The sequence below is a fragment of the Shinella oryzae genome (genome assembly GCF_023038235.1).
Classification (GTDB): domain Bacteria; phylum Pseudomonadota; class Alphaproteobacteria; order Rhizobiales; family Rhizobiaceae; genus Shinella; species Shinella sumterensis.
Genome location: NZ_CP081988.1, coordinates 950,229 through 969,174, shown reverse-complemented (window position 1 = coordinate 969,174; position 18,946 = coordinate 950,229). Strand labels below are relative to the sequence as shown.

Sequence of the window (18,946 nt, the reverse complement as noted above, 5' to 3'; positions counted from 1 at the left end):
AATAATGGGAACAAATATGCATCGGTGAGGTTGGCAGGCGATCTCTTGGTAGCAACAAACGATGGAGAACGCCCTCATGAAAGCGCTGACCTGGCATGGCAAGAGTGACATCCGCTGCGAGAGCGTTCCCGATCCCAGGATCGAACATGGCCGTGATGCGATCATCAAGGTGACGGCCTGTGCGATCTGCGGCTCGGACCTGCATATCTTCGACGGCGTTATTCCCAGCATGGAGCATGGCGATATCGTCGGTCACGAGACGATGGGCGAGGTGGTCGAAGTCGGATCCGACAACAAGGCGCTGAAGGTCGGCGACCGCGTCGTGGTGCCATTCACGATCGCCTGCGGCGAATGCTTCTTCTGCAAACGCGGCTATTACTCCGGATGCGAGCGCTCCAATCCCAACCGGGAAAAGGCGGCAAAGCTCTGGGGAAATTCCCCCGCCGGGCTCTTCGGGTACTCACACCTGCTCGGCGGCTTCAGCGGCGGGCAGGCGGAATATATGCGCGTGCCCTACGCGGATGCCGGGCCGATCAAGGTGCCGGATGGCCTGAGCGACGAACAGGTATTGTTTCTCTCCGATATCTTTCCGACGGGCTACATGGCCGCGGAGTTCTGCGACATCAAGCCGGGCGATACGATCGCGATCTGGGGCTGCGGCCCGGTTGGGCAGATGGCGATCAGAAGCGCCTTCCTGCTGGGTGCGGAACGCGTGATCGCGATAGACACCGTGCCGGAACGCAAAGCGCTGGCGGAGGCGAGCGGTGCGCTGGTGCTCGATTTTCGCGACGAGGACATCTACGACCGTATCATGGAACTGACAGCCGGCCGCGGGGCCGATGCGTGCATCGACGCGGTCGGGACCGAGCCGGACACCATGTCGGGCGTCGATGCCATGGTCGACCGCGTAAAGGTCGCGACCTTCATGGGAACGGACAGGCCGCATGTGTTGCGTCAGGCGATCCATTGCTGCCGCAACTTCGGCACGGTCTCGATCGTCGGCGTCTACGGCGGTTTCGTCGACAAGATCCCGATGGGATCGGCGATCAATCGCGGCCTGACCTTCCGGATGGCCCAGACGCCGGTGCAGCGTTATCTGCCCTTGCTGTTGGAACGCATCGAGCGCGGCGAGATCGATCCGTCCTTCGTCATCACGCATCGGGCCGGCCTGGAAGATGGACCGGATCTCTACAAGACATTCCGGGACAAGAAGGACGGCTGCATCAAAGTCGTTCTCAAACCCTGACCAGGCGCGCGCTGACAGGCCGGATTTGACAAAACGCTGTCACGGCCGGTGCCGTGACAGCTGGAAGCGTGGAACGATCCGGCAGGATCCTGCCGGCACGCCACCGCCGTTCGGGATTTCAGCTTACCAGAACACGCTCTCCGGACTTCGCCGATCTTTTCACGGCATCGATCACCTTCAGCGTTTGCAGGCCCTCAAGGCCACTGACGAGCGGTTGTTCCTCACCCCTGATGACCTTGCAGAACTGCCTGATCTGCAGGACGAGCGGATCCTGCGGCTCGTATTCGACCCGTTCCTTCTCGAAGGGCTCCCACCAGCTGCGCTTGGCGGGATTGCGCCACACGTCAAGCGACGGGATGGCAAGGGAACCGTGCGTGCCGCCGATGACGTAGCAGGCCTCGTCCGCCTTCGGATAAACCGGGTTTTCCCCTGTCGTCATCTCCCAACTCCAAGGCGCTACGACGGCGTCGGAGACGGATGCGGTTGCGAGAACGCCGTTCTCGAATTCGATGAGGATCACGGCCGTCTCCTCGACCGCGTTTCCACGAACCGCATTGGATTCCCGTGCCTGCACGGCGGTGATATTGCCGAACAGATACCGAAGATTGTCGATGTCATGAATGAGGTTGAGGAAAACCGGTCCCGCACCTGCCTGGCGGCGCCAATCGATATCGAAATAGTCGTCCGGCTTGAAAAGCCAGAACATCGCATTGACGACGAGCACCCGTCCAAGCCGGCCGCTATCGATGATGTCCTTGGCTTTGCGCATCATGGGGTTGTGCCGGCGATGGTGGCCGGTGAGGATCGGCACCCCTTTCGCCTGCGCTGCCGCGATCATCCGCTCTCCGGACGCGATGTCGTCGGCGATCGGTTTTTCGATCAGGGCGGGAATGCCGGCCTCGATGGCTTCGAGACCGTTCTTCACATGGACCTGGTTGGGGGTCGCGACGATGATGCCGTCGGGCCGATCCACGGCGATCATGTCGGCAAAGCTGGCGAACCACTGCACGCCGGCTTCCCTGGCTATCGCCTCGCCGGCAGGCGTGGGATCCACCACGGCACTGAGCACCGCATCCGGTTCGCGCGCCACATGCTCGATGTGCCGCTTTCCGATGAGGCCGGCTCCGAGCACGGCCAGTTTCACAGGGGCAGTCATTGCGGGCTCATTTCTTCTCTGCGGACTTGATCAACGTCGCGACCCGGCGCAGGCCGAGCTGGTAGCCTTCGGTGCCGAGCCCGCAGATGACCCCATCGGCCCGATGGGAAACGAAAGAGTGATGCCGGAAGCTTTCGCGCTTGTGGACATTGGAGATGTGAATTTCGATGACCGGACCCTCGAACGTGTTCAAGGCATCGAGAATGGCGAGCGACGTATGGGTGAACGCAGCCGGATTGATGACGATACCGGCGCCATCCTCGCGCGCTTCATGGATCCAGTCGATGATCTCGTATTCGCGGTTGCTTTGATGGAAACGGATGTCGTGACCGAGTTCGGTTGCCAGCTTGCGGCAGTCGGCCTCGACGTCGGCAAGCGTTTCATGACCGTAGATATGGGGCTGGCGTTTGCCGAGCAGGTTGAGGTTGGGACCGTTCAGGACATAGATCAGGCTCACGAGGTTCTCCTCTCATTCTGAAAGCCGGCAGTTCAGTCAAGCGTGCTTTCCTGAACTGCGAGTGCGGGATCGGATTCATAAAGGTCGACGCGAAGGCCGAGACGGCCCTCGCTGAGAGCGGGTGCGGCGGCGACACGGGCAGCCTGCAACGTGGCCCGCACAAGCTGCTGCTTGGTTTCCAGCGAGCGGCCAGGCGCCATGCGAATGATGATCTGGATGAAATGGTTCTGCGGATGCTCATCCGCGACGCAGGAAAACGTCGCCTCGCGGGCGAACGTGCGGACGGCTTTCGGCTTTACGACACCGCCATCGCGAATGCAGCGGTGCACCGCCGTGGTCAAGGCTTCGATCGGCACGCGTTCACCGGCACCCCGGCTGTATTCGATCACAACGTGAGGCATCGATTCCAGCCTTTCAACGCGTGGTCAGGTCGTCGAAATGGCGCGACATGCGTTCCGTATCGGGGGTGATGCCCGTGAAAAGCTGGAACGCGGCCGCTGCCTGAAAGACGGTCATGCCACTCCCGGGCAGGGTGCGGCAGCCCTTGCCCTTCGCCAGAGCAAGGAGCTCGGTTTCCAGCGGCATGTAAACAATGTCGGCCACCCAGTGACGCTGCTCCAGCCATTGCGGTTCGATCGGCAGGCCGGGATGGCTCTTCATTCCGGTCGGCGTGGCGTGGATCAGCCCGTCTGCGGCACGCAGCGCGGCGCCGACATCGGTCGTCGCCTCCGCGCATACCCGGCCGAACCGGTCGTTCAGCTGGGAAGCCAGACGTTCGGCGCGATCGCTGTCCTGGTCGAAGATCGACTGGCGCTCTATTCCGAGCTTGATCGCCGCATGGGCCACTGCAACACCGGCGCCGCCTGCGCCGAGCAGAACGGCATGAGATTTGGCGACGTCCGGCAGGCCGCGCTCGAAATTCTTGTAGAAGCCATACCAGTCGGTGTTGTGACCGACCCGCTCGCCGTTCTGGAACACGACCGTGTTCACGGCGCCGAGCATTTCGGCGTCGTCGGACAGCCGTGTGAGATAAGGGATGACCGTCTGCTTGCAGGGATGGGTGATGTTGCTGCCGGCAAAGCCTCTTTGCTCCTCCTCATCGAGAAGAGCGGGAAGGGCAGATGCCGGCAGGCCGCGCTCCGTCAGGTCGAGCAGCTCGTAGTGATAGTCAAGGCCCTGATGCCGGCCTTCGGCCTCGTGAAGGGCCGGCGACTTCGACATCTGAATATCCGCGCCGATGAGGCCGACCAGGTAACGCCTGTCGCTCATGCTTCAAGTCCTTGTCTATGTTCAGTGATGCGCGAGAATTTCACCAAGGAAGGTCTTGGTGCGCTCGTGCTTCGGCGACGTGAAAAAGACGTCCGGTTCCGCTTCCTCGATAATCTCGCCGGAAGCCATGAAGATGACGCGGTCGGCAACCTGACGCGCAAAGCCCATCTCGTGGGTAACGCAGATCATCGTCATGCCGTCGCGCGCCAGTGAAATCATCGTGTCGAGGACTTCCTTCACCATTTCCGGGTCAAGCGCCGATGTCGGCTCGTCGAACAGCATGATTTTCGGCTCAAGGCAAAGCGCACGCGCAATAGCGACGCGCTGCTGCTGGCCGCCCGAGAGCTGCGCCGGATATTTGTCCGCCTGGTCGAGGATGCGGACGCGCTCGAGATACTTCCGCGCCAGCGCTTCGGCCTCGGCGCGACCCATTCCGCGCACCCGCATGGGCGCCAGCGCGCAATTCTGCAGGACGGTCATGTGGGGAAAGAGATTGAAACTCTGGAAGACCATGCCGACTTCCCGGCGGATCGCATCCACAGCCTTGCCGCTGCCGTCGAGCACCCGGCCTGCGACCGTTATTTGCCCGCTTTCGATGGTCTCCAGCACATTGATACAGCGGATCAACGTCGATTTTCCGGAGCCGGACGGCCCGCAAAGAACGATCTTCTCGCCTTTGCGGACCGTCAGATTGATGTCCTTCAAGGCATGAAAGGCGCCGTACCACTTTTCCACTTTTTCAAGTGAAATCAGCATCGATTGAGTGTTGTCGGAAGCTGTCACGACGCCCTCCTTGATAGGTCAGTTCACGGTGAAGGGGATGTTGGGAATGGATTCCGGGAATTGCGGAAGTTCGATCCCCATCCATTTCTTGGTGATGGCGGCCAGTTCGCCGTTCGCCTTGATCTTGTCGATGAAGGCGTTGACGGCGTCGTTCCAGTCCTTTTCGCCCAGTCGCGTTCCGACACCGTTATAGGTCGTCAGGAAATCGATCTTGCGCTCGTAGGTGCCGGCAGCCGCGGCCTCGAGCCGCTGGCCATAGAACTGGTTCCCGCCGACGGCCTTCACCTGGCCCGAAATCAGCGCCTGGATGGTGGCCGCATCATCGTCGAAGCGACGGACCGTTGCGGTTGAGCCGACGGCATCGGTGACGGCCTTGTCCTGCGAGCTCGACTTCGGCACGCCGATTTCCCAGCCCGCCACGTCCTCGACGGTCGCAACCTTGTCCGCCTTGGCGGCATAGAGTGCGATCGTGTTGGCGGCATACGGCTTGCTGTACTGGATCGACTTGGCGCGCTCTTCCGTCATCGCCATCGTGGCGAAGAGGATATCGACTTTGCCGGTCGTCAGGGCGGGGATACGGTTCGCCACGGCGAGCGGCTGGAACTGAACCTGGACTCCGATCTCCTTGGCAAAGAGCGTCGCCACGTCGGCATCGAAGCCGTCCTGGGTGCCGCTCGAGTTCACGAAGCCCCAGGGTGCGTTGTCGCCCTGGATTCCGACGACGATCGTGCCCTTGGCCTTCACCTCTTCAAGGCTGGCCGCGGATGCCGCGGTCGTGCCGCCCATGACCAAGGCCGTCGTTACGAGCACCACGCCCATGAATGTTCTGCGATTGTATTGCATGTCACTTCCTCCTCTTTGAATTGTCGTTTGCAGGGTCAGCGGGCGGCCTTGGCCATCCGTTTTTCGAGAGCCGTTCCGAAATGGGAGAGCGGCCAGCAAATGATGAAGTAGATCGCGCCGACGATGCCGAAGACGAGCAGCGGGCGGTACGTCTGGTTCGAGATGATCTGTCCGGCGCGGGCAAGTTCGATGAAGCCGACGATTGCCGCAAGCGACGTGCCCTTGATCAGCTGCACCAGGAAGCCGATGGTTGCCGGCATGGAAATCTTCAGGGCCTGCGGCAGGATGACGTCCTTCATGCGCGACACGTAATGAAGCCCGAGCGCGTTGGCGGCTTCCGTCTGTCCCTTCGGCACAGCCTGGATGGAACCGCGCCAGATTTCGCCGAGGAATGCACTGGCATGCAGCGTGAAGGCGATCGCGACGGCGAGCCAGGCGCTCACATTGATGCCGAGCAGGGCGACGCCGTAATAGACGACGAACAGTTGCATCAGCAGCGGTGTGCCCTGGAAGAGCCCGATATAGGCTGCGGCGGTGGCGCGCGCCGCGGGGCTCTTGGACACGCGCGTCAGCGCAATCAGGATGCCGAACACGCCACCACCGATGAAGCCGATGATCGCAAGCAGGGCTGTCCATTTCAGGCCGTGCAGGATGAACAGGAATTCGTTTGCTCCGATAGGTCCCATGGCCAAACCTCTATCGTGTCGGGTAGCTGAAGTAGCGGCGGGAAATGAGAGCGAAGATGCCCATCATCACGGTGGAAATGACGAGGTAGATCCCGGTCACGATGAAATAGACTTCGAAGCTTCTGAAGGTGTCGGACTCGATCCTCTGCGCCGCCGATGTCAGCTCATAGGCCGCGATCGACGTGCAGACGGAGGTTGTCAGCGTCAGCATGATGAACTGACTGGTCAGAGACGGATAGATCGCGCGCAGGGCCGGCTTCAGGACGATGAGCCGGAAGACGTCGGCCTTGTGAAGGCCCAGGGCGTAACCGGCCTCGACCTGGCCTTTGCTGATGCTTTCGACACCGCCGCGAATGATTTCGATCGCGTAGGCGCCGCCATTGATGCCAAGCGCGATGATGGCGGTCGTCGTCGGATTGAGGCGGATGCCCATCAGCGGCAAAGCGAAATAGATGTAGAAGATCTGCACGAGAAAGGGCGTGTTGCGCACGATCTCGACAAACGCGATGACGGGCGCACGCACGATCTTGTTCGGCGATGTCCGGCCGATGACGCCCACCACGCCGATCACCAGCGCGAGCGCCATGCCGGCGAAGGCGAGCCCGAACGTCCCGAGCGTAGCCCACAGCAATTCGGGGGCGCGCTCGAAGACCACGCCGAAGTCGAACTGGTAATTCATGAAAGGGTCTTCCTCCTCCGGGCGCAGCCTCCACCGCGCCAGATCCAGAATGTCTAAGTTTCTGCTCGTAGAATTTCGCGTGCTTTCAGATTGAGATTTCGCAGATGCGCCGATGCCGGTGTGTCACCCACCAGCGGCACTTCGACCGAAATCGCGGCCTTGCCGGAAAGCTTCGCAACCAGGTCTTTGAGCGCGAGTATTCCATCGCCCGGCGCCAACCGTCCGGCCCGCGCCTCGTTTATCATGCCTTCGGCGCCCTCCGGCGGCGGGCCGGCCACATCGCAAAGCTGAACGTGCCGCACGATATCGACATCGATCTCATCCACGCTTCCGCCGTTGCGAAAGAAGTGGATGGCATCCACCAGGGCGCCGGCATTGTCCTGCCCGCAGGCATGGACGAGTGCAGCACTGTCCTTGTAGCTGCCGACCGCGCGCCAGCCCATGTTTTCGATATCGACAGCCATGCCGTACCGCCCGGCGAGCTGGCAGAACGCATTGAAATTATCGACGAGCCGGCCGCGATCGGTATCGTCGCCGCAGGCCGACAACCGTCGGGCGCCGATATCCGCTGCGGCGGCAACGATATGTTCGACGGCGGACGCCTCAAAATCCGGGCCGATAATGAAGAACTCGATATCGAAAACCCTCATGCCTTCGCTGTCGAGCAGGGTGCGGAACTCCGATGCGGCCCGGCTGCCCTGCGGCAGTTCGTAGTAGGGGGCGCCTGCGAAAGCGGGATGGAGCCGAAGCCCGACGGCGCTGAACCCGGCCGCCGCCGCCTGTCGGACGAATTCGTGCGGCGGCAACTGGATCGCGGAGAAATGCGCGACGCCGATCGGGTTTTCGTGCATCTGCCGGACGTCCGTCATCGTACCGCTCCGGTGCGGGCCAGGTGGGCCAGGAGATTGGTGCCCGTGCGATGGATATGCTGGCGCAGCTTGTCGGCGGCATAATCGCTGTCGCGGGCGACCGCGCCCTGTGCGATCTCGCTATGCTCCTGGTTCACATTCCGGTCGCCGGACGTCTGCTTGAGAAATGTCCGGCGGTAGCGGTCGTTGAGATTGAGCAGCGTCTTGCAGAAATGCAAAAGAAGGGGCTTGCCGCAGCCTGAAATCAGGGTGAGGTGGAAGTCCCGGTGGACCGCTTCCCAGTGCTCCAGCGTTTCCGGCCTGCTCGCATCGCGCTCGGCACGGGTCAGCTTGTGAAGCGCACGCATGACGTTGCCCTCCCACTCCACGTCGCCGACACGAATGGATTCCTTGAGCGCGAAAACCTCGAATTCCTCGCGAAGCACGGTGATCTCCTCGAGGTTCGCCAGCGAGACGGGAGAAACCCGATAGCCGCGATTGTCCTCGAACTCGACCAGGCCGTCCGAGATCAGGCGCGCCAATCCTTCGCGCAGCGGGCTCAGGCTGACATTGAACGCCTGCCGCTCCTTGTCGAGGTTGATCTTGCTGCCGGCTTCCAGGCTGCCGGAAATGATGGCTTCGCGCAGCCGGGACGCAAGCTGGCTGCCGATCGTGTTTTTCCCGTCGTCGGAAAAACTGCCGATCTCGGCTGGGCTTATTGCGCCGACCTGCTGCTTCATTCGATCCTCCCGAACGGAAATCGTCCGTCGTCGATGATGGATAGGATAAACGATTATTCTTGTCAACCGTCAGGAAAATTGTTGTGCGACTTCGGCGGGCGCCCGTGGAATAAGTTCCATAAATATAATTAAATCAGGTATTTGATGGATAGCCTTTATTCGTTCGTGGATTGAGAACGGCCATGTTGGCCTCCATCGCTTGACAAATAATCGATTATCGCTGTATCGGTCCGCTATCGGGAGGTGGCATATGGTCATTAAAACTGAAAGCGACGTAACGCCCGCCGTGGTGGCGGCGATGCAGCAGACGTCCGACCCAAGGACGCGCGAAATCCTCGTGGCCCTCGTGAAGCATCTTCATGCCTTCGTGCGCGAAGTGCGTCTGACGGAGGCGGAATTCCGCGACGCCACCGCCATCCTGAACGAAATCGGCCAGCTTCAGACCGACAGTCACAACGAGTTCGTGCTGATGTCGGGCTCGCTGGGCGTTTCCTCGCTCGTCTGCCTGCTCAACAATGGTGACAAGGGGCAGACAGAGACCTCCCAGTCGCTTCTTGGCCCGTTCTGGCGCCTGAATTCTCCAAGGGTCGAAAACGGCGGAACGATCATTCGTTCCGATACGCCCGGTACGCCGCTTTTCGTGCATGCCCGCGTCGTCGACCGGGAGGGCAAGCCGATCGTCGGCGCCGAAGTGGATGTGTGGCACGCATCGCCTGTCGGTCTTTACGAAAACCAGGATCCCGACCAGGCGGAGATGAATTTGCGTGGCAAGTTCCTGACCGATGCGGACGGGCGCTTCTGGTTCCGCACCGTGAAGATGGTGGGTTATCCCATTCCCGTCGATGGCGTCGTCGGTCGAATGCTCAAGGCGCAGGGCCGTCATCCGTATAGGCCGGCACACCTGCACGCCCTGATCTTCAGGCAGGGCTACAAGACGCTGATTTCGCAGGTCTTCGATCCCAGCGACCCGCATATCGCATCGGATGTGCAGTTCGGTGTGACCGCCGCGCTCACGGGGGACTTCGTCCGTCATGACGAACCGCATCCGACCGACCGCGACATCGCGGGCGAATGGTACTCGCTCGACTACACCTATGTCATGGAGCCGGGCGAGGCGGTCCTGCCGCGCCCGCCCATCAAGTAACGAACGCCCGGAGCCAGTTCATGATCACCGAAGAGCAACGTCAGGCGGCGGCAGACGCCATATTGAAGGCGGAGACCGAGCGAAAGCCGATCGTGCAGCCCAGCAAGACCTATCCCGATCTCGACCTTGAGGACGCCTATCGTATTCAGGCGCTTTGGGCACAGTCGCGTATTTCCCGTGGAGCCCGGATCGTCGGTCACAAGATCGGCCTCACCTCCCGTGCGATGCAGATGGCATCCAAGATGACGGAGCCGGACTACGGTGTCATTCTGGACGACGCGCTCTATAACGACGGCGCGCAGATCAAGGCGGATCTGTTCATCAAGCCGCGGCTTGAAGTCGAGCTGGCGTTCATCATGGGCGAGGATCTCTCGGGGCCGGGGACCCGGATCTACGACGTCATGCGTGCGACGGAGTTCGTCGTGCCCGCACTCGAGATCATCGACTATCGCACGGAAGTGCCGCGGGCGATAACCGATACGATCGCCGACAATGCGGCCTTCGGCGCCATCGTGGTCGGAGGACGCGTCATCCGCCCCATGGATATCGATATCCGCTGGGTCGGCGCGACGCTGTCGAAGAACGGCATTATCGAGGAGTCGGGTGTGTCGGCCGCGATCATGGGCCATCCCGCAGCCGGCATCGCCTGGCTCGTCAACAAGCTGCATGCCGTCGGCGGGGGCCTCAAGAAGGGGCAAATCGTGCTCGCCGGCTCGTTCACGCGCCCCGTCGATATCGCCGCGGGTGACGTTATCCAGGCCGACTACGGTCCGGTCGGATCTATCGGCGTTTCGTTTCTGTGAGGTGGCAGATGGATCTTCCCGTCAATAAATTCAAAGCGAAGCTGCAGGCAGGCCAAAGCCAGCTCGGCCTCTGGTGCGGACTTCCGGGAAGCTATGCGGCTGAAATCGTCGCACCGGCCGGGTTTGACTGGCTGCTGTTCGACACGGAGCATTCCCCGAGCGACGTGCTGACGGTCTTGCCGCAGTTGCAGGCCGTCGCCGCCTATGATGTCGCGCCCGTCGTGCGGCCAGCTGTCAATGATCCGGTCCTCATCAAGCGCTTTCTGGATATCGGGGTGCAGACGCTGCTCATTCCCTATGTCCAGAACGCAGCTGAAGCCAAGGCCGCCGTCGAGGCGACCCGCTACCCGCCCGAAGGCATCAGGGGCGTTTCGGCGCTGACGCGGGCCACGCGCTTCGGCAGGGTGAAGAATTATGCGCAGCAGGCAGCGCAGGAGCTCTGCGTTCTCGTCCAGGTCGAAACACGCGAAGCAATGGCGCATATCGAAGCCATCGCTTCGGTCGATGGCGTGGATGGCGTCTTCATCGGCCCGGCGGATCTTGCCGCGAGCTTCGGTTATCCCGGGCAGCCCGGCCACCCGGAAGTGGTGGAGGCCATTGAGAAGGCCATCGGGCTGCTCAAGAGGCTCGGAAAGCCGGCCGGAATCCTCACGCCGGATGAGAAGTTCGCAGCGCGGTGCATGGAGCTGGGAACGCTTTTCACGGCGGTCGGCGTCGATGTCGCCGTGCTGGCGCGCGGCGCGGAAGCCTTGGCGGGCAGGTTTGCGGGGCGGGCTTGATGGCGATCCCGGACAGCGTTCTCGCCGAACTGGCACCGATCGGCACGCTCCGGGCGGCGGTGAACGGCAGCAATGCCGCCCTTGTCCGTATCGATGAACGCACAGGGGTACCGAGCGGACCGAGCGTCGATCTGGCAAGCGCTTTGGCAGATGAAGTCGGCTGCCCGCTTTCCATCGTGAAATACCCGTCGGCGGCAGCAATTCTGGCGTCGGCGGAGCGGAACGAATGGGATATCGCCCTGATTGCGGCAGATCCATCGCGGACGGATCGCTTCGCGTTTTCCCCGCCCTATACGTTTGTAACGGCGACCTACCTGGTGCCCGAGATGTCCGATGCCAAATTCGTGGCGGACATGGATGTTTCAGGCCGTCGCATAGCGGCGGCTCGTGGCGCCGCCTACACCAAAGAGATCGAACGTCAGGTGAAACACGCGACGATCGTTTACGTCGAAACCCCATCGGCGGCGGTGGAGATGCTGAGAGCGGGCGCAAGCGATGCTGCTGCCGGGCTGAGGCAGTCCCTCGAACCCACGGCGCTCGGGGATCCCGCATTTCGCACACTGCCTGATGCGTTTTCCGAAATTCCCCAGACCGTCGCCGTCCTCAAGGACAACAAAGCCGCGGCGGCCTTCGTCGCAAAGTTCGTCGAGAGCTATTTGGGTAAGGGTTCGCTCCAATAAGAGCGACCGATGGCGGTTCGCGACCATCTCAGCGAAAGATTATAGCGCCGCGTGAGATGTTCGGGACGTGAGCGCCCGCGCGCAGGACACCGGTTCAGCCTTCGCGCTTTCGCCACCCACGCGGCAAATGCAGCCCGCCTCGAAACAAGCCACGGCGTGCTATCGTTTCGAACATCTCCTCGGGTCCTTCCGGATCGAAGATTTCGTTATCGGCGAGCCACTTCTCGAGATCCGAAACATCAGGCGTCTGGTAAGGGATCAGGGTGCGTACCGGCTGCGCTGTGCGCAGCGTTTCAATCGCAGCGATCAGGGATCCGGACCGCGCCGCTTCCTGCGCCACGGTGTGAACGGACACGCCGAGATGTTCGGCAAGCAGGTCGTTTCTGAACGCCGCAATCCGATGACTCTTCTCTTCGGAGCCGCCGGCTTCGAATGCGACATCACATTCCCGGTCGAAGCGCATGGACCGGTTGTTCATGTTCGAGGAACCGACACGCACAATCTCGTCGTCCACGATCATCAGCTTCGAATGTACGTAAATCGGCTGCTTGCGCACGGTTACCGGGTGATACATCCGGAACCGGTTGTGCGGATCGTGCCGTCTCAGCGATTCCCGTAAGCGTGCTCTGGCGGTGTCCATCGCGAGCGCGCCAAGCCAGTTGTCGGAGGCGATGGGATTGATGAGCACGACCTCCGGACCATCAGGCTCGGCCAGCCGGTGGGCGATTGCCTGGGCCACCGCCCGCGACGCGAAATACTGGCTTTCCGCGTAGATCAATGTGCGGGCGGCGGCGATCATGTCGAGATAGAGTTTCTCGATCTCGACGACCCGGCTCTCGTCGAGATGCAAGGGCTCCGTGCGGGCAACGGCCAGGTTCACCGAACCGAACGAGAAGCCTGCATTCGGCCTGTCGATAACGGTTTCTCGTGACGGAGCCTGAGGCATTTCTTCGCCGCCGGCGCGCCGCCATCGCATGCGACAAAGTTCTGCCAGGGCACGGGCCGCCTCGCCGGTGAACATGCTGGAGGCGTCGTGCCACGGTCCGTAAGGCGCGCCGCTCGGCCGGCGCCGTAGCCGATTGTCGTCAAGATGGTCGCGCGTATCCCAACGGTCCAGGGTGACATCGATTCCGCCGCAGAAGGCTATCTCGTCATCGACGACCAGCATCTTCTGATGGTGGGAACTCCCGACGGGATGTTTTCCGTCGAGTTTCACGGAAATGCTCGGATGCCATTTCCATCGCAGGAGGTAGGGCAGGTTGGACGGCCTCATCCAACTTGCGAGGAGTGCGGGGCTCCACAGGAGTATTCTGATCTCGAGATCGGGATTCTGGCGTGCCAGCCAGAGAATGAAGTCGCCGACCTTGCGCGGCGCGCCGTCATCGACATCCGGTCGACCGAGCGCCGTACCTGCGTCGAAGTCCCATCCTACAAGGAATATGGAATGCCGAGCGGTTCGCATGACATTGCGGATCGCACCGAAATAATCGTCGGCATCGACGATGATCGAAAAATCGTCTGCCCGCGCAATACTCCAGCAGTTGGATCCGGGCCGGAACATTGACCCGTCAGACATTCAGACCTCCCTTAACGCGCGCGTACAATACCTATAACCGAGACGTCTTCAATCAATCCTGCAAAGGTGGAAAGTTGAAAAATTCCCGGTCACTTATATCGCCCTAACGGCGTTTCGGAGCGTTTCTCCAGTCTGTGCGAATCTCTTACATGCCGGCGATCTACAGCCTCTTCGGCAGATCGTCGTTCTCATCCGGGTTCGGGTTCGGCAACTCGTCGGGCAGCACGTCAGGGTCCGGTTCCTGGATCGGCGGCTCGGGCAGATCGGGTGTCGGATCGGGAACGATGCCGGGCGGGTTCTTCGGGGTCGGGTCGACTGGTGCAATGGCCATGATGGTCTCCTTTGGAGGGAAAGGCCTGCCGGCGGCCGAATGTTGCGCCGGCCGTGGAGAGGCCACGATCGTAGCCTCCCCATCATCATCGACGCATCAAGCGGATACGCGGCCGCCGCCGGACCGCGAGCGGATCATCCACGGCTGCACACCGGGCGATTTCACCAGAATGCCCTTCTTGTCGCCGAATGCGCGGATGGCATCACGCCCGACTTTGACGGGTTTGAGGCCATCGAAGGCCATGTGGCAGGTCTTGAGCGTTGCGTCGTGAACGATATCACGATCATTTCGAGGCCACGCTTCGAGAAAGTCGATGGCGTCTTCCAGGCACGTTATTTCTTCGATCAGATCTCTGCCTTTCTTGAGATATACCGGCCGATCGAAAACCTTGGCATTCATTTCTACCTCACTGAAAACGTTGGTGATCAACAAGGATGGCGCTCGTGATGGCGCCGATTCAGAATCTATTTTCGGTCGTTTGCGGTTTCAAGATGGAGCTTGCGGCACGTGTTATTTTAGCGCGGGTACGGGCAAAAACGCCGGCGGTTAACCCGAAGGTTAACACGGTGACATCGGGTGCATTCTGGGCAATAGTCAAAGCGGTTGATTCGGGGCGCTCGCAATGAAACGATTGATTGCTTCACTCGCGGTGGCTCCGCTGGTTTTCTTGCCGGCGGCTGCTCAGGCGGGAGAGTTGCTGGACGAATTCAGAATCGGCGGAAGCGGGATTCTGGATAGCGATTCATCGGGAGACAAGGGGTTCGTCGGCTCCGCCGAAGTATTCCTCGCACCGTTCGAAAGCACGCATAGTGGCGTTGCGAAGGTTCTTCTGGAGCCGCGGGTCCAGCTCGGCGTCTCCGGCGGGTCTTCCGGTACCGATCAAGTTTACACCGGTCTGAACTGGCATCTGCCCCTTGGGGAAACGTTCTTCGCTGAAGCCGGCTTTGGCGGTACGGTTCACAACGGCAACCTTGATTCCGGCGAAGGCCCGCTTCTCGGTTGTCGCTTCCTTTTCCGCGAGCATGTCGCTTTCGGTATGAAGGTGACGGATACTGTGAGTGTCATGGCCACGGCGGACCACTCGTCGCACGCAAACCTCTGCGACGGGCCGAACGATGGCATCACCCATGCCGGTTTGGCGATCGGCGTAAAATTCTAGACAGCGTACGGTCGTCCAGCCGAACCAAGCCGCATTCGCGCCGGCTGCTTCAGGTACCGTAAGCGCCCTTGTTGGGATGTCTCGGCGCTTCGGCGTTGACGGCTTTCCGCCCCGGCTCAAGAGGGCGCTTGTCGGCAGAGCCGGAGACCCGCTCAGCCTCTCTCCTGCCTTTGTCCGGCTTCGGCTGCTTGTGCTCCGTCGCCGCCGGATGTGTGCCATCCGAAATGCTGCCTGGGTGAGGATCCTCCACCTGCGGTGTCGGCGCGACGGTCCGGCTGTCGTTGGATTTTGTCATATCCGGTCTCCCTTTTCAGGGAAATGCTGACAGGCTGCCGCCGGTTCCGTCGCACGGGCGGATCGTGCTGCTTCTCATCTGGGCGGGTTGGACGTGGGGCAGGGACCGGACGTTACCCGCTTCTGGCTGTCGATCGGTCCCTGATCTGCTGATATCCAAGCTTATCGGAGATTTCATTCGCGGCACTGAGTAGACTTTCGAGATACCCCGTCCGATTTCGCAGACCGTCCTCACGCGGGGTGACGAGGCACAGTGTGGCTATGCAGGCGCCGTCGGCCTGGCGTACCGGGACGGCAAAGCAGTGCGTAAAATTTTCGACCTCGCTGTTGAATGTGAAGAAACCGTCCCGGTCGGCCTGACGGACCTGCGAGATGAATTCAGACGGGTCCATGCGCCGGCCGTTGGGAAGAACGAAGTCTTCCGGCGGGATAAGGTCGATAATCTGCTGGTCGGTGAGATGGGAGACCAGCAGGCGGCCGGATGCCGTCCAGGCGATGGAGACGAGTTCGCCGACATTGGAGGAAATGCGGAACGGACGAACGCCCTCTCGCATCATGGCGACCGTATACTTCCGGCCTTCGAGAAGGCACATCTGCGCCGTCTCGCGGGTCTCCTCGGCAAGCCGCACCAGCATGCGGTCGCACTCGCGCATGAGATCGAACTGTTCGGCATAGGCCGTGCCGAGGAAGTAGAGGCGGCGGCCGAGAAAAACGCGTCCGTCGCCGCCCTGGTAATCCAGCATGCCGTGGCTGAGCAGCAGGTTGACGAGCTCATAAACCGATGAGCGCGGCGCACCGATCTCGGCAGCGATCTCGTTCGGGCGCATGGGCTGGCGTTTTACGCGCAGAAATTCGAGGATTTCGAAGGCGCGGTCCAGTCCCCGGGTGCGTCGCGATACGCTATCGCCTGCGGCCTCGGTCATGCTGTTCTCCAGTTTATCTTTGCTTGCGATCGGCGCGGTAGGCCACGCAATCGACTTCCACCTTGCAATCGACCATCATCCGCGACTGAACACAAGCGCGTGCCGGCGGGTTTGCGCCGAAGTACTCCGTATAGACGCCGTTGAAACTCCAGAAGTCCCGGGGATCGTCGAGCCAGACGCCGATGCGGACGACATCTTCGACGCCGTAGCCGGCTTCGTGCAGGATGGCGATCAGGTTTTCGATTGCCTTGCGCGTCTCGGCGACGATGCCGCCGCGGACGATCTCGCCCTTTTCCATGGGCACCTGGCCGGAAACATAGAGCCAGCCGTCGGCTTCGACGGCGCGTGCGAATGGAAGGGGTTGTCCGCCAGCGCCGGTTTCACCTGCGCCGTACCGTTTGATCGTCATGTCGTATCTCTCTTTTGTTTTAGTTGAAGCTGGAAGTCTTGAGGAATTCGGCCAACCGCTCGGTCCTGGGGTTGATGAACATGTCCTTCGGGTCGCCTTCCTCGCAGATGACGCCCTGGTTCATGAAGATCACGCGGTTGGAAACCTCATAGGCAAATCGCATTTCGTGGGTGACGAGCAACATGCTCATGCCATCGGCGGCGAGGCCCTTGATGACCTGCAGCACCTCGCCCACCAGTTCGGGGTCGAGCGCCGAGGTCACCTCGTCGAACAGCATCAACTGGGGTGCCATGGCAATCGCTCGTGCAATCGCCACGCGCTGCTGCTGGCCGCCGGAAAGCTGGCCCGGGTAATGTCCGCCACGCGTGCCGAGCCCGACGCGGTCGAGCCACGTTTCACCGACAGCGCGGGCCTCGTCGCGGCTCATTTTTTTGACCTTCACGAGGCCGAGCATGACGTTCTGAAGCGCGGTCATATGCGGGAAGAGGTTGAACTGCTGGAAGGCCATGCCGGTCATGGCACGCTGGCGGGCGATTTCCTTTTCGCTCTTGCGCCTGCGGACCGAGCCGGATTGCTCGTAGCCGATCTCCTCGCCTGCCAGACGGATGCTTCCTCCATGGAAATCCTCCAGCATGTTGATGCAGCGGAGCATCGTCGTCTTGCCGGAACCGGAGGAGCCGATGATCGAGATCACCTCGCCCTCCCGCATGGTGCAATCGACGCCCTTTAAGACTTCAAGCGAGCCATATTGCTTTCGCAGGCCCTGGATTTCGAGAAGTACCTTGCTCATGACATGCGGCCTCAGGACGGAACGGCGGTCTTGCGTTCGACATATTTGCCGAAGCGCTCGATGCTGTAGTTGATGACGAAATAGAGAAGCCCGGCGAAGAAATAGAACTGCAGGCTCATGAAGTTGCGGGAGATGATCTCCTGGGTGCGAAGCAGAAGTTCGGCGACACCGATGACCGACAGAAGCGTCGAGGCCTTCACCATCTCGGCAGCCGTGTTGACCCAGGCGGGCAGGAACTGGCGCAGTGCCTGGGGCCAGAGCACGTAAGCGAATGTCTGCACGAAGGTCAGACCGATCGCCTTGGCGGCCTCCGTCTGGCCTTGCGGGATGGCCTGCAGTCCGCCGCGGACGATCTCGCCCACATGCGAAGAGCAGAAGATGGCCAGCGCCAGGACGCCCGCCTGGAACGGGCCGAGCTCGATGCCGATGGTGGAAAGCACGTAATAGCTGGCCAGAACAAGCACGAGCACCGGCGTGCCGCGGATGAAATCGGTGTAGGCACGCACGACGAAGCGCAGAAGCTTGTTGCCGTAGACTAGCGACAGGCCGACGAAAACGCCGAGGATCGAACCTGCGACAATCGCCAGCAGCGAGATCGATACGGTGACGCCGAGCCCCTTCAGGATGACGACGCGGGCAAGCCAGACCTGCTCGAGAAAGGTGGAGAGTTCCGTCATGGCATCACCTCGGAACGGAAAGCCGGCGCTCTGCGACACGCATCAGCGCGGCAAGAACGGAGCAGGTGGCGACATAGAGCCCGGATGCGACGATCCAGGTCTCGATGACGCGGAAGGTCTCGACATTGATCTTGCGCGCCTCGAAGGTCAGCTCCGGTACGGCGATTGCCGCTGCGAGCGAGGTGTCCTTGAAGAGTGATATGATCGTCGACGACAGGGAGGGAAGCACGTTTCGAAACATTAGCGGCGCGATAATCGAGCTGCGGATCTGCATCGGCGTCAGCCCGATGGCGAGGCCGGCTTCCGTCAGTCCACGCGGGATCGAAAGCAGGCCGGCGCGAAACACCTCGGCGAGGTAAGCGCCGGAATAGAGGGCGAGCACGGCCACGAAGCTTTCGATCTTGCCGAGCCGGACGCCGAGCTGCGGAAGCGCGAAATAGGCAAACAGCACGAGAACCAGGATAGGCAGATTGCGGATAACGGTGACATAGGCGGCGGCCGGTGCCTTGGTCCAGGCACTCTTCGAGATCAGCGCGAAGGCGAGGAGCAGGCCGATAAGCGCGCCGATCAGTATCGATACGAAAGCCAGGCCGAGACTGAGCAGCAGACCTTCGAGAAGCTGGTCGAAGCTGCGCCAGACGGCGGCGAAATTGAGCGAATAGCCCATGGCGTCA

At 61.3% G+C, this 18,946-nt stretch carries 26 protein-coding genes; 7 read left to right on the top strand and 19 right to left on the bottom strand.

The annotated features are described in order from the left end of the window. Positions 1-76 precede the first annotated feature (76 nt). The gene (locus K6301_RS20755) at positions 77-1,246 is read left to right on the top strand and encodes a zinc-dependent alcohol dehydrogenase (RefSeq protein WP_247220715.1); all 1,170 of its coding nucleotides are present in this window, start codon (positions 77-79) and stop codon (positions 1,244-1,246) included. A gap of 118 nt (positions 1,247-1,364) precedes the next feature. Here K6301_RS20755 and K6301_RS20750 read toward each other — a convergent pair whose 3' ends face one another. The 10 genes from K6301_RS20750 to K6301_RS20705 are packed head-to-tail and all read right to left on the bottom strand — an operon-like array spanning position 1,365 to position 8,707. Next, entirely contained in the window at positions 1,365-2,402 is a 1,038-nt protein-coding gene (locus K6301_RS20750; protein WP_247220714.1) for a Gfo/Idh/MocA family protein, read from the bottom strand. A 7-nt stretch (positions 2,403-2,409) separates the two neighbouring features. Then, positions 2,410-2,859: a type II 3-dehydroquinate dehydratase gene (gene aroQ / locus K6301_RS20745; RefSeq protein ID WP_134650361.1), complete on the bottom strand. Its 450-nt coding sequence runs from the start codon at positions 2,857-2,859 to the stop codon at positions 2,410-2,412. A 32-nt stretch (positions 2,860-2,891) separates the two neighbouring features. Then, entirely contained in the window at positions 2,892-3,260 is a 369-nt protein-coding gene (locus tag K6301_RS20740) for a 5-carboxymethyl-2-hydroxymuconate Delta-isomerase (RefSeq protein ID WP_241603046.1), read from the bottom strand. A gap of 13 nt (positions 3,261-3,273) precedes the next feature. Beyond that, on the bottom strand, positions 3,274-4,128 hold the full coding sequence (locus K6301_RS20735; protein WP_247220713.1) for a shikimate dehydrogenase: 855 nt from the start codon (positions 4,126-4,128) through the stop codon (positions 3,274-3,276). 21 nt (positions 4,129-4,149) lie between these two features. Continuing rightward, a complete protein-coding gene (locus K6301_RS20730) occupies positions 4,150-4,884 on the bottom strand; it encodes an amino acid ABC transporter ATP-binding protein (RefSeq protein WP_281505909.1) in 735 nt (244 codons plus the stop codon). A 45-nt stretch (positions 4,885-4,929) separates the two neighbouring features. Continuing rightward, the gene (locus tag K6301_RS20725) at positions 4,930-5,754 is read right to left on the bottom strand and encodes a transporter substrate-binding domain-containing protein (RefSeq protein ID WP_247220712.1); all 825 of its coding nucleotides are present in this window, start codon (positions 5,752-5,754) and stop codon (positions 4,930-4,932) included. A gap of 35 nt (positions 5,755-5,789) precedes the next feature. Next, complete coding sequence (locus tag K6301_RS20720) at positions 5,790-6,440, bottom strand: amino acid ABC transporter permease (protein ID WP_134650357.1); 651 nt, start codon at positions 6,438-6,440, stop codon at positions 5,790-5,792. Between the two features lie 10 nt (positions 6,441-6,450). Then, the gene (locus tag K6301_RS20715) at positions 6,451-7,119 is read right to left on the bottom strand and encodes an amino acid ABC transporter permease (RefSeq protein WP_134650356.1); all 669 of its coding nucleotides are present in this window, start codon (positions 7,117-7,119) and stop codon (positions 6,451-6,453) included. Between the two features lie 53 nt (positions 7,120-7,172). Continuing rightward, positions 7,173-7,988, bottom strand: a complete 816-nt coding sequence (locus tag K6301_RS20710; RefSeq protein ID WP_247220711.1) for a sugar phosphate isomerase/epimerase family protein — start codon at positions 7,986-7,988, stop codon at positions 7,173-7,175. After that, positions 7,985-8,707, bottom strand: a complete 723-nt coding sequence (locus K6301_RS20705) for a GntR family transcriptional regulator (RefSeq protein WP_247220709.1) — start codon at positions 8,705-8,707, stop codon at positions 7,985-7,987. The genes K6301_RS20710 and K6301_RS20705 overlap by 4 nt, the downstream gene beginning before the upstream one ends. A gap of 250 nt (positions 8,708-8,957) precedes the next feature. On the opposite strand from K6301_RS20705, the gene K6301_RS20700 reads away from it, so the two are divergent. From K6301_RS20700 to K6301_RS20685, 4 genes are read left to right on the top strand one after another with little or no spacing between them, the layout of a single operon-like run. Further along, positions 8,958-9,851: an intradiol ring-cleavage dioxygenase gene (locus tag K6301_RS20700; RefSeq protein ID WP_247220708.1), complete on the top strand. Its 894-nt coding sequence runs from the start codon at positions 8,958-8,960 to the stop codon at positions 9,849-9,851. Between the two features lie 20 nt (positions 9,852-9,871). After that, positions 9,872-10,654, top strand: coding sequence for a 2-oxo-hept-4-ene-1,7-dioate hydratase (hpaH, locus tag K6301_RS20695; RefSeq protein WP_247220707.1), 783 nt, complete (start codon positions 9,872-9,874; stop codon positions 10,652-10,654). Between the two features lie 8 nt (positions 10,655-10,662). Next, a complete protein-coding gene (gene hpaI / locus K6301_RS20690; RefSeq protein ID WP_247220706.1) occupies positions 10,663-11,433 on the top strand; it encodes a 4-hydroxy-2-oxoheptanedioate aldolase in 771 nt (256 codons plus the stop codon). Beyond that, positions 11,433-12,113: a transporter substrate-binding domain-containing protein gene (locus K6301_RS20685; protein WP_247220705.1), complete on the top strand. Its 681-nt coding sequence runs from the start codon at positions 11,433-11,435 to the stop codon at positions 12,111-12,113. Before hpaI ends, K6301_RS20685 begins: the two co-directional genes overlap by 1 nt. Positions 12,114-12,207: 94 nt before the next feature. On the opposite strand, the gene K6301_RS20680 is transcribed toward K6301_RS20685, so the two are convergent. From K6301_RS20680 to K6301_RS20670, 3 genes are all read right to left on the bottom strand, one after another. Next, positions 12,208-13,689: a phospholipase D-like domain-containing protein gene (locus tag K6301_RS20680; RefSeq protein ID WP_247220704.1), complete on the bottom strand. Its 1,482-nt coding sequence runs from the start codon at positions 13,687-13,689 to the stop codon at positions 12,208-12,210. A 160-nt stretch (positions 13,690-13,849) separates the two neighbouring features. Beyond that, the gene (locus tag K6301_RS20675; RefSeq protein ID WP_167719228.1) at positions 13,850-14,020 is read right to left on the bottom strand and encodes a hypothetical protein; all 171 of its coding nucleotides are present in this window, start codon (positions 14,018-14,020) and stop codon (positions 13,850-13,852) included. Positions 14,021-14,116: 96 nt separating this feature from the next. After that, entirely contained in the window at positions 14,117-14,419 is a 303-nt protein-coding gene (locus K6301_RS20670; RefSeq protein WP_134650413.1) for a DUF982 domain-containing protein, read from the bottom strand. Positions 14,420-14,454: 35 nt separating this feature from the next. Here K6301_RS20670 and K6301_RS20665 point away from each other — a divergent pair, with 35 nt between their 5' ends. Further along, the gene (locus tag K6301_RS20665) at positions 14,455-14,646 is read left to right on the top strand and encodes a hypothetical protein (RefSeq protein ID WP_247220702.1); all 192 of its coding nucleotides are present in this window, start codon (positions 14,455-14,457) and stop codon (positions 14,644-14,646) included. Further along, a complete protein-coding gene (locus tag K6301_RS20660) occupies positions 14,643-15,179 on the top strand; it encodes an acyloxyacyl hydrolase (RefSeq protein ID WP_134650348.1) in 537 nt (178 codons plus the stop codon). The genes K6301_RS20665 and K6301_RS20660 overlap by 4 nt, the downstream gene beginning before the upstream one ends. Positions 15,180-15,228: 49 nt before the next feature. On the opposite strand, the gene K6301_RS20655 is transcribed toward K6301_RS20660, so the two are convergent. From K6301_RS20655 to K6301_RS20630, 6 genes are all read right to left on the bottom strand, one after another. Continuing rightward, positions 15,229-15,474 carry a hypothetical protein gene (locus tag K6301_RS20655; RefSeq protein ID WP_247220701.1) on the bottom strand — a complete coding sequence of 82 codons (246 nt, stop codon included), beginning with the start codon at positions 15,472-15,474 and terminating at the stop codon, positions 15,229-15,231. 112 nt (positions 15,475-15,586) lie between these two features. Next, positions 15,587-16,396: an IclR family transcriptional regulator gene (locus K6301_RS20650; RefSeq protein WP_134650347.1), complete on the bottom strand. Its 810-nt coding sequence runs from the start codon at positions 16,394-16,396 to the stop codon at positions 15,587-15,589. Positions 16,397-16,409: 13 nt separating this feature from the next. Continuing rightward, positions 16,410-16,805, bottom strand: a complete 396-nt coding sequence (locus tag K6301_RS20645) for a RidA family protein (RefSeq protein ID WP_247220699.1) — start codon at positions 16,803-16,805, stop codon at positions 16,410-16,412. Positions 16,806-16,824: 19 nt separating this feature from the next. Beyond that, positions 16,825-17,595: an amino acid ABC transporter ATP-binding protein gene (locus tag K6301_RS20640; protein WP_247220697.1), complete on the bottom strand. Its 771-nt coding sequence runs from the start codon at positions 17,593-17,595 to the stop codon at positions 16,825-16,827. A gap of 11 nt (positions 17,596-17,606) precedes the next feature. Then, positions 17,607-18,272 (bottom strand): amino acid ABC transporter permease, encoded by a 666-nt coding sequence (locus K6301_RS20635; RefSeq protein WP_134650344.1) that lies wholly within the window; start codon positions 18,270-18,272, stop codon positions 17,607-17,609. A 4-nt stretch (positions 18,273-18,276) separates the two neighbouring features. Next, positions 18,277-18,939: an amino acid ABC transporter permease gene (locus tag K6301_RS20630; RefSeq protein ID WP_134650343.1), complete on the bottom strand. Its 663-nt coding sequence runs from the start codon at positions 18,937-18,939 to the stop codon at positions 18,277-18,279. Positions 18,940-18,946: the final 7 nt, after the last annotated feature.

What these genes read in the sequence shown, in the direction of transcription:
- K6301_RS20660 (WP_134650348.1), top strand. Translation starts at nt 14,643, where the DNA reads ATGAAACGATTGATTGCTTCACTCGCGGTGGCTCCGCTGGTTTTCTTG.
- K6301_RS20650 (WP_134650347.1), bottom strand. Translation starts at nt 16,396, where the DNA reads ATGACCGAGGCCGCAGGCGATAGCGTATCGCGACGCACCCGGGGACTG.
- K6301_RS20675 (WP_167719228.1), bottom strand. Translation starts at nt 14,020, where the DNA reads ATGGCCATTGCACCAGTCGACCCGACCCCGAAGAACCCGCCCGGCATC.
- K6301_RS20700 (WP_247220708.1), top strand. Translation starts at nt 8,958, where the DNA reads ATGGTCATTAAAACTGAAAGCGACGTAACGCCCGCCGTGGTGGCGGCG.
- hpaI (WP_247220706.1), top strand. Translation starts at nt 10,663, where the DNA reads ATGGATCTTCCCGTCAATAAATTCAAAGCGAAGCTGCAGGCAGGCCAA.
- K6301_RS20715 (WP_134650356.1), bottom strand. Translation starts at nt 7,119, where the DNA reads ATGAATTACCAGTTCGACTTCGGCGTGGTCTTCGAGCGCGCCCCCGAA.
- K6301_RS20755 (WP_247220715.1), top strand. Translation starts at nt 77, where the DNA reads ATGAAAGCGCTGACCTGGCATGGCAAGAGTGACATCCGCTGCGAGAGC.
- K6301_RS20685 (WP_247220705.1), top strand. Translation starts at nt 11,433, where the DNA reads ATGGCGATCCCGGACAGCGTTCTCGCCGAACTGGCACCGATCGGCACG.
- K6301_RS20665 (WP_247220702.1), top strand. Translation starts at nt 14,455, where the DNA reads ATGGCGCTCGTGATGGCGCCGATTCAGAATCTATTTTCGGTCGTTTGC.
- K6301_RS20630 (WP_134650343.1), bottom strand. Translation starts at nt 18,939, where the DNA reads ATGGGCTATTCGCTCAATTTCGCCGCCGTCTGGCGCAGCTTCGACCAG.
- K6301_RS20655 (WP_247220701.1), bottom strand. Translation starts at nt 15,474, where the DNA reads ATGACAAAATCCAACGACAGCCGGACCGTCGCGCCGACACCGCAGGTG.
- K6301_RS20735 (WP_247220713.1), bottom strand. Translation starts at nt 4,128, where the DNA reads ATGAGCGACAGGCGTTACCTGGTCGGCCTCATCGGCGCGGATATTCAG.
- hpaH (WP_247220707.1), top strand. Translation starts at nt 9,872, where the DNA reads ATGATCACCGAAGAGCAACGTCAGGCGGCGGCAGACGCCATATTGAAG.
- K6301_RS20640 (WP_247220697.1), bottom strand. Translation starts at nt 17,595, where the DNA reads ATGAGCAAGGTACTTCTCGAAATCCAGGGCCTGCGAAAGCAATATGGC.
- K6301_RS20730 (WP_281505909.1), bottom strand. Translation starts at nt 4,884, where the DNA reads ATGCTGATTTCACTTGAAAAAGTGGAAAAGTGGTACGGCGCCTTTCAT.
- K6301_RS20725 (WP_247220712.1), bottom strand. Translation starts at nt 5,754, where the DNA reads ATGCAATACAATCGCAGAACATTCATGGGCGTGGTGCTCGTAACGACG.
- K6301_RS20680 (WP_247220704.1), bottom strand. Translation starts at nt 13,689, where the DNA reads ATGTCTGACGGGTCAATGTTCCGGCCCGGATCCAACTGCTGGAGTATT.
- K6301_RS20645 (WP_247220699.1), bottom strand. Translation starts at nt 16,805, where the DNA reads ATGACGATCAAACGGTACGGCGCAGGTGAAACCGGCGCTGGCGGACAA.
- K6301_RS20720 (WP_134650357.1), bottom strand. Translation starts at nt 6,440, where the DNA reads ATGGGACCTATCGGAGCAAACGAATTCCTGTTCATCCTGCACGGCCTG.
- K6301_RS20705 (WP_247220709.1), bottom strand. Translation starts at nt 8,707, where the DNA reads ATGAAGCAGCAGGTCGGCGCAATAAGCCCAGCCGAGATCGGCAGTTTT.
- K6301_RS20635 (WP_134650344.1), bottom strand. Translation starts at nt 18,272, where the DNA reads ATGACGGAACTCTCCACCTTTCTCGAGCAGGTCTGGCTTGCCCGCGTC.
- K6301_RS20740 (WP_241603046.1), bottom strand. Translation starts at nt 3,260, where the DNA reads ATGCCTCACGTTGTGATCGAATACAGCCGGGGTGCCGGTGAACGCGTG.
- K6301_RS20710 (WP_247220711.1), bottom strand. Translation starts at nt 7,988, where the DNA reads ATGACGGACGTCCGGCAGATGCACGAAAACCCGATCGGCGTCGCGCAT.
- K6301_RS20750 (WP_247220714.1), bottom strand. Translation starts at nt 2,402, where the DNA reads ATGACTGCCCCTGTGAAACTGGCCGTGCTCGGAGCCGGCCTCATCGGA.
- K6301_RS20670 (WP_134650413.1), bottom strand. Translation starts at nt 14,419, where the DNA reads ATGAATGCCAAGGTTTTCGATCGGCCGGTATATCTCAAGAAAGGCAGA.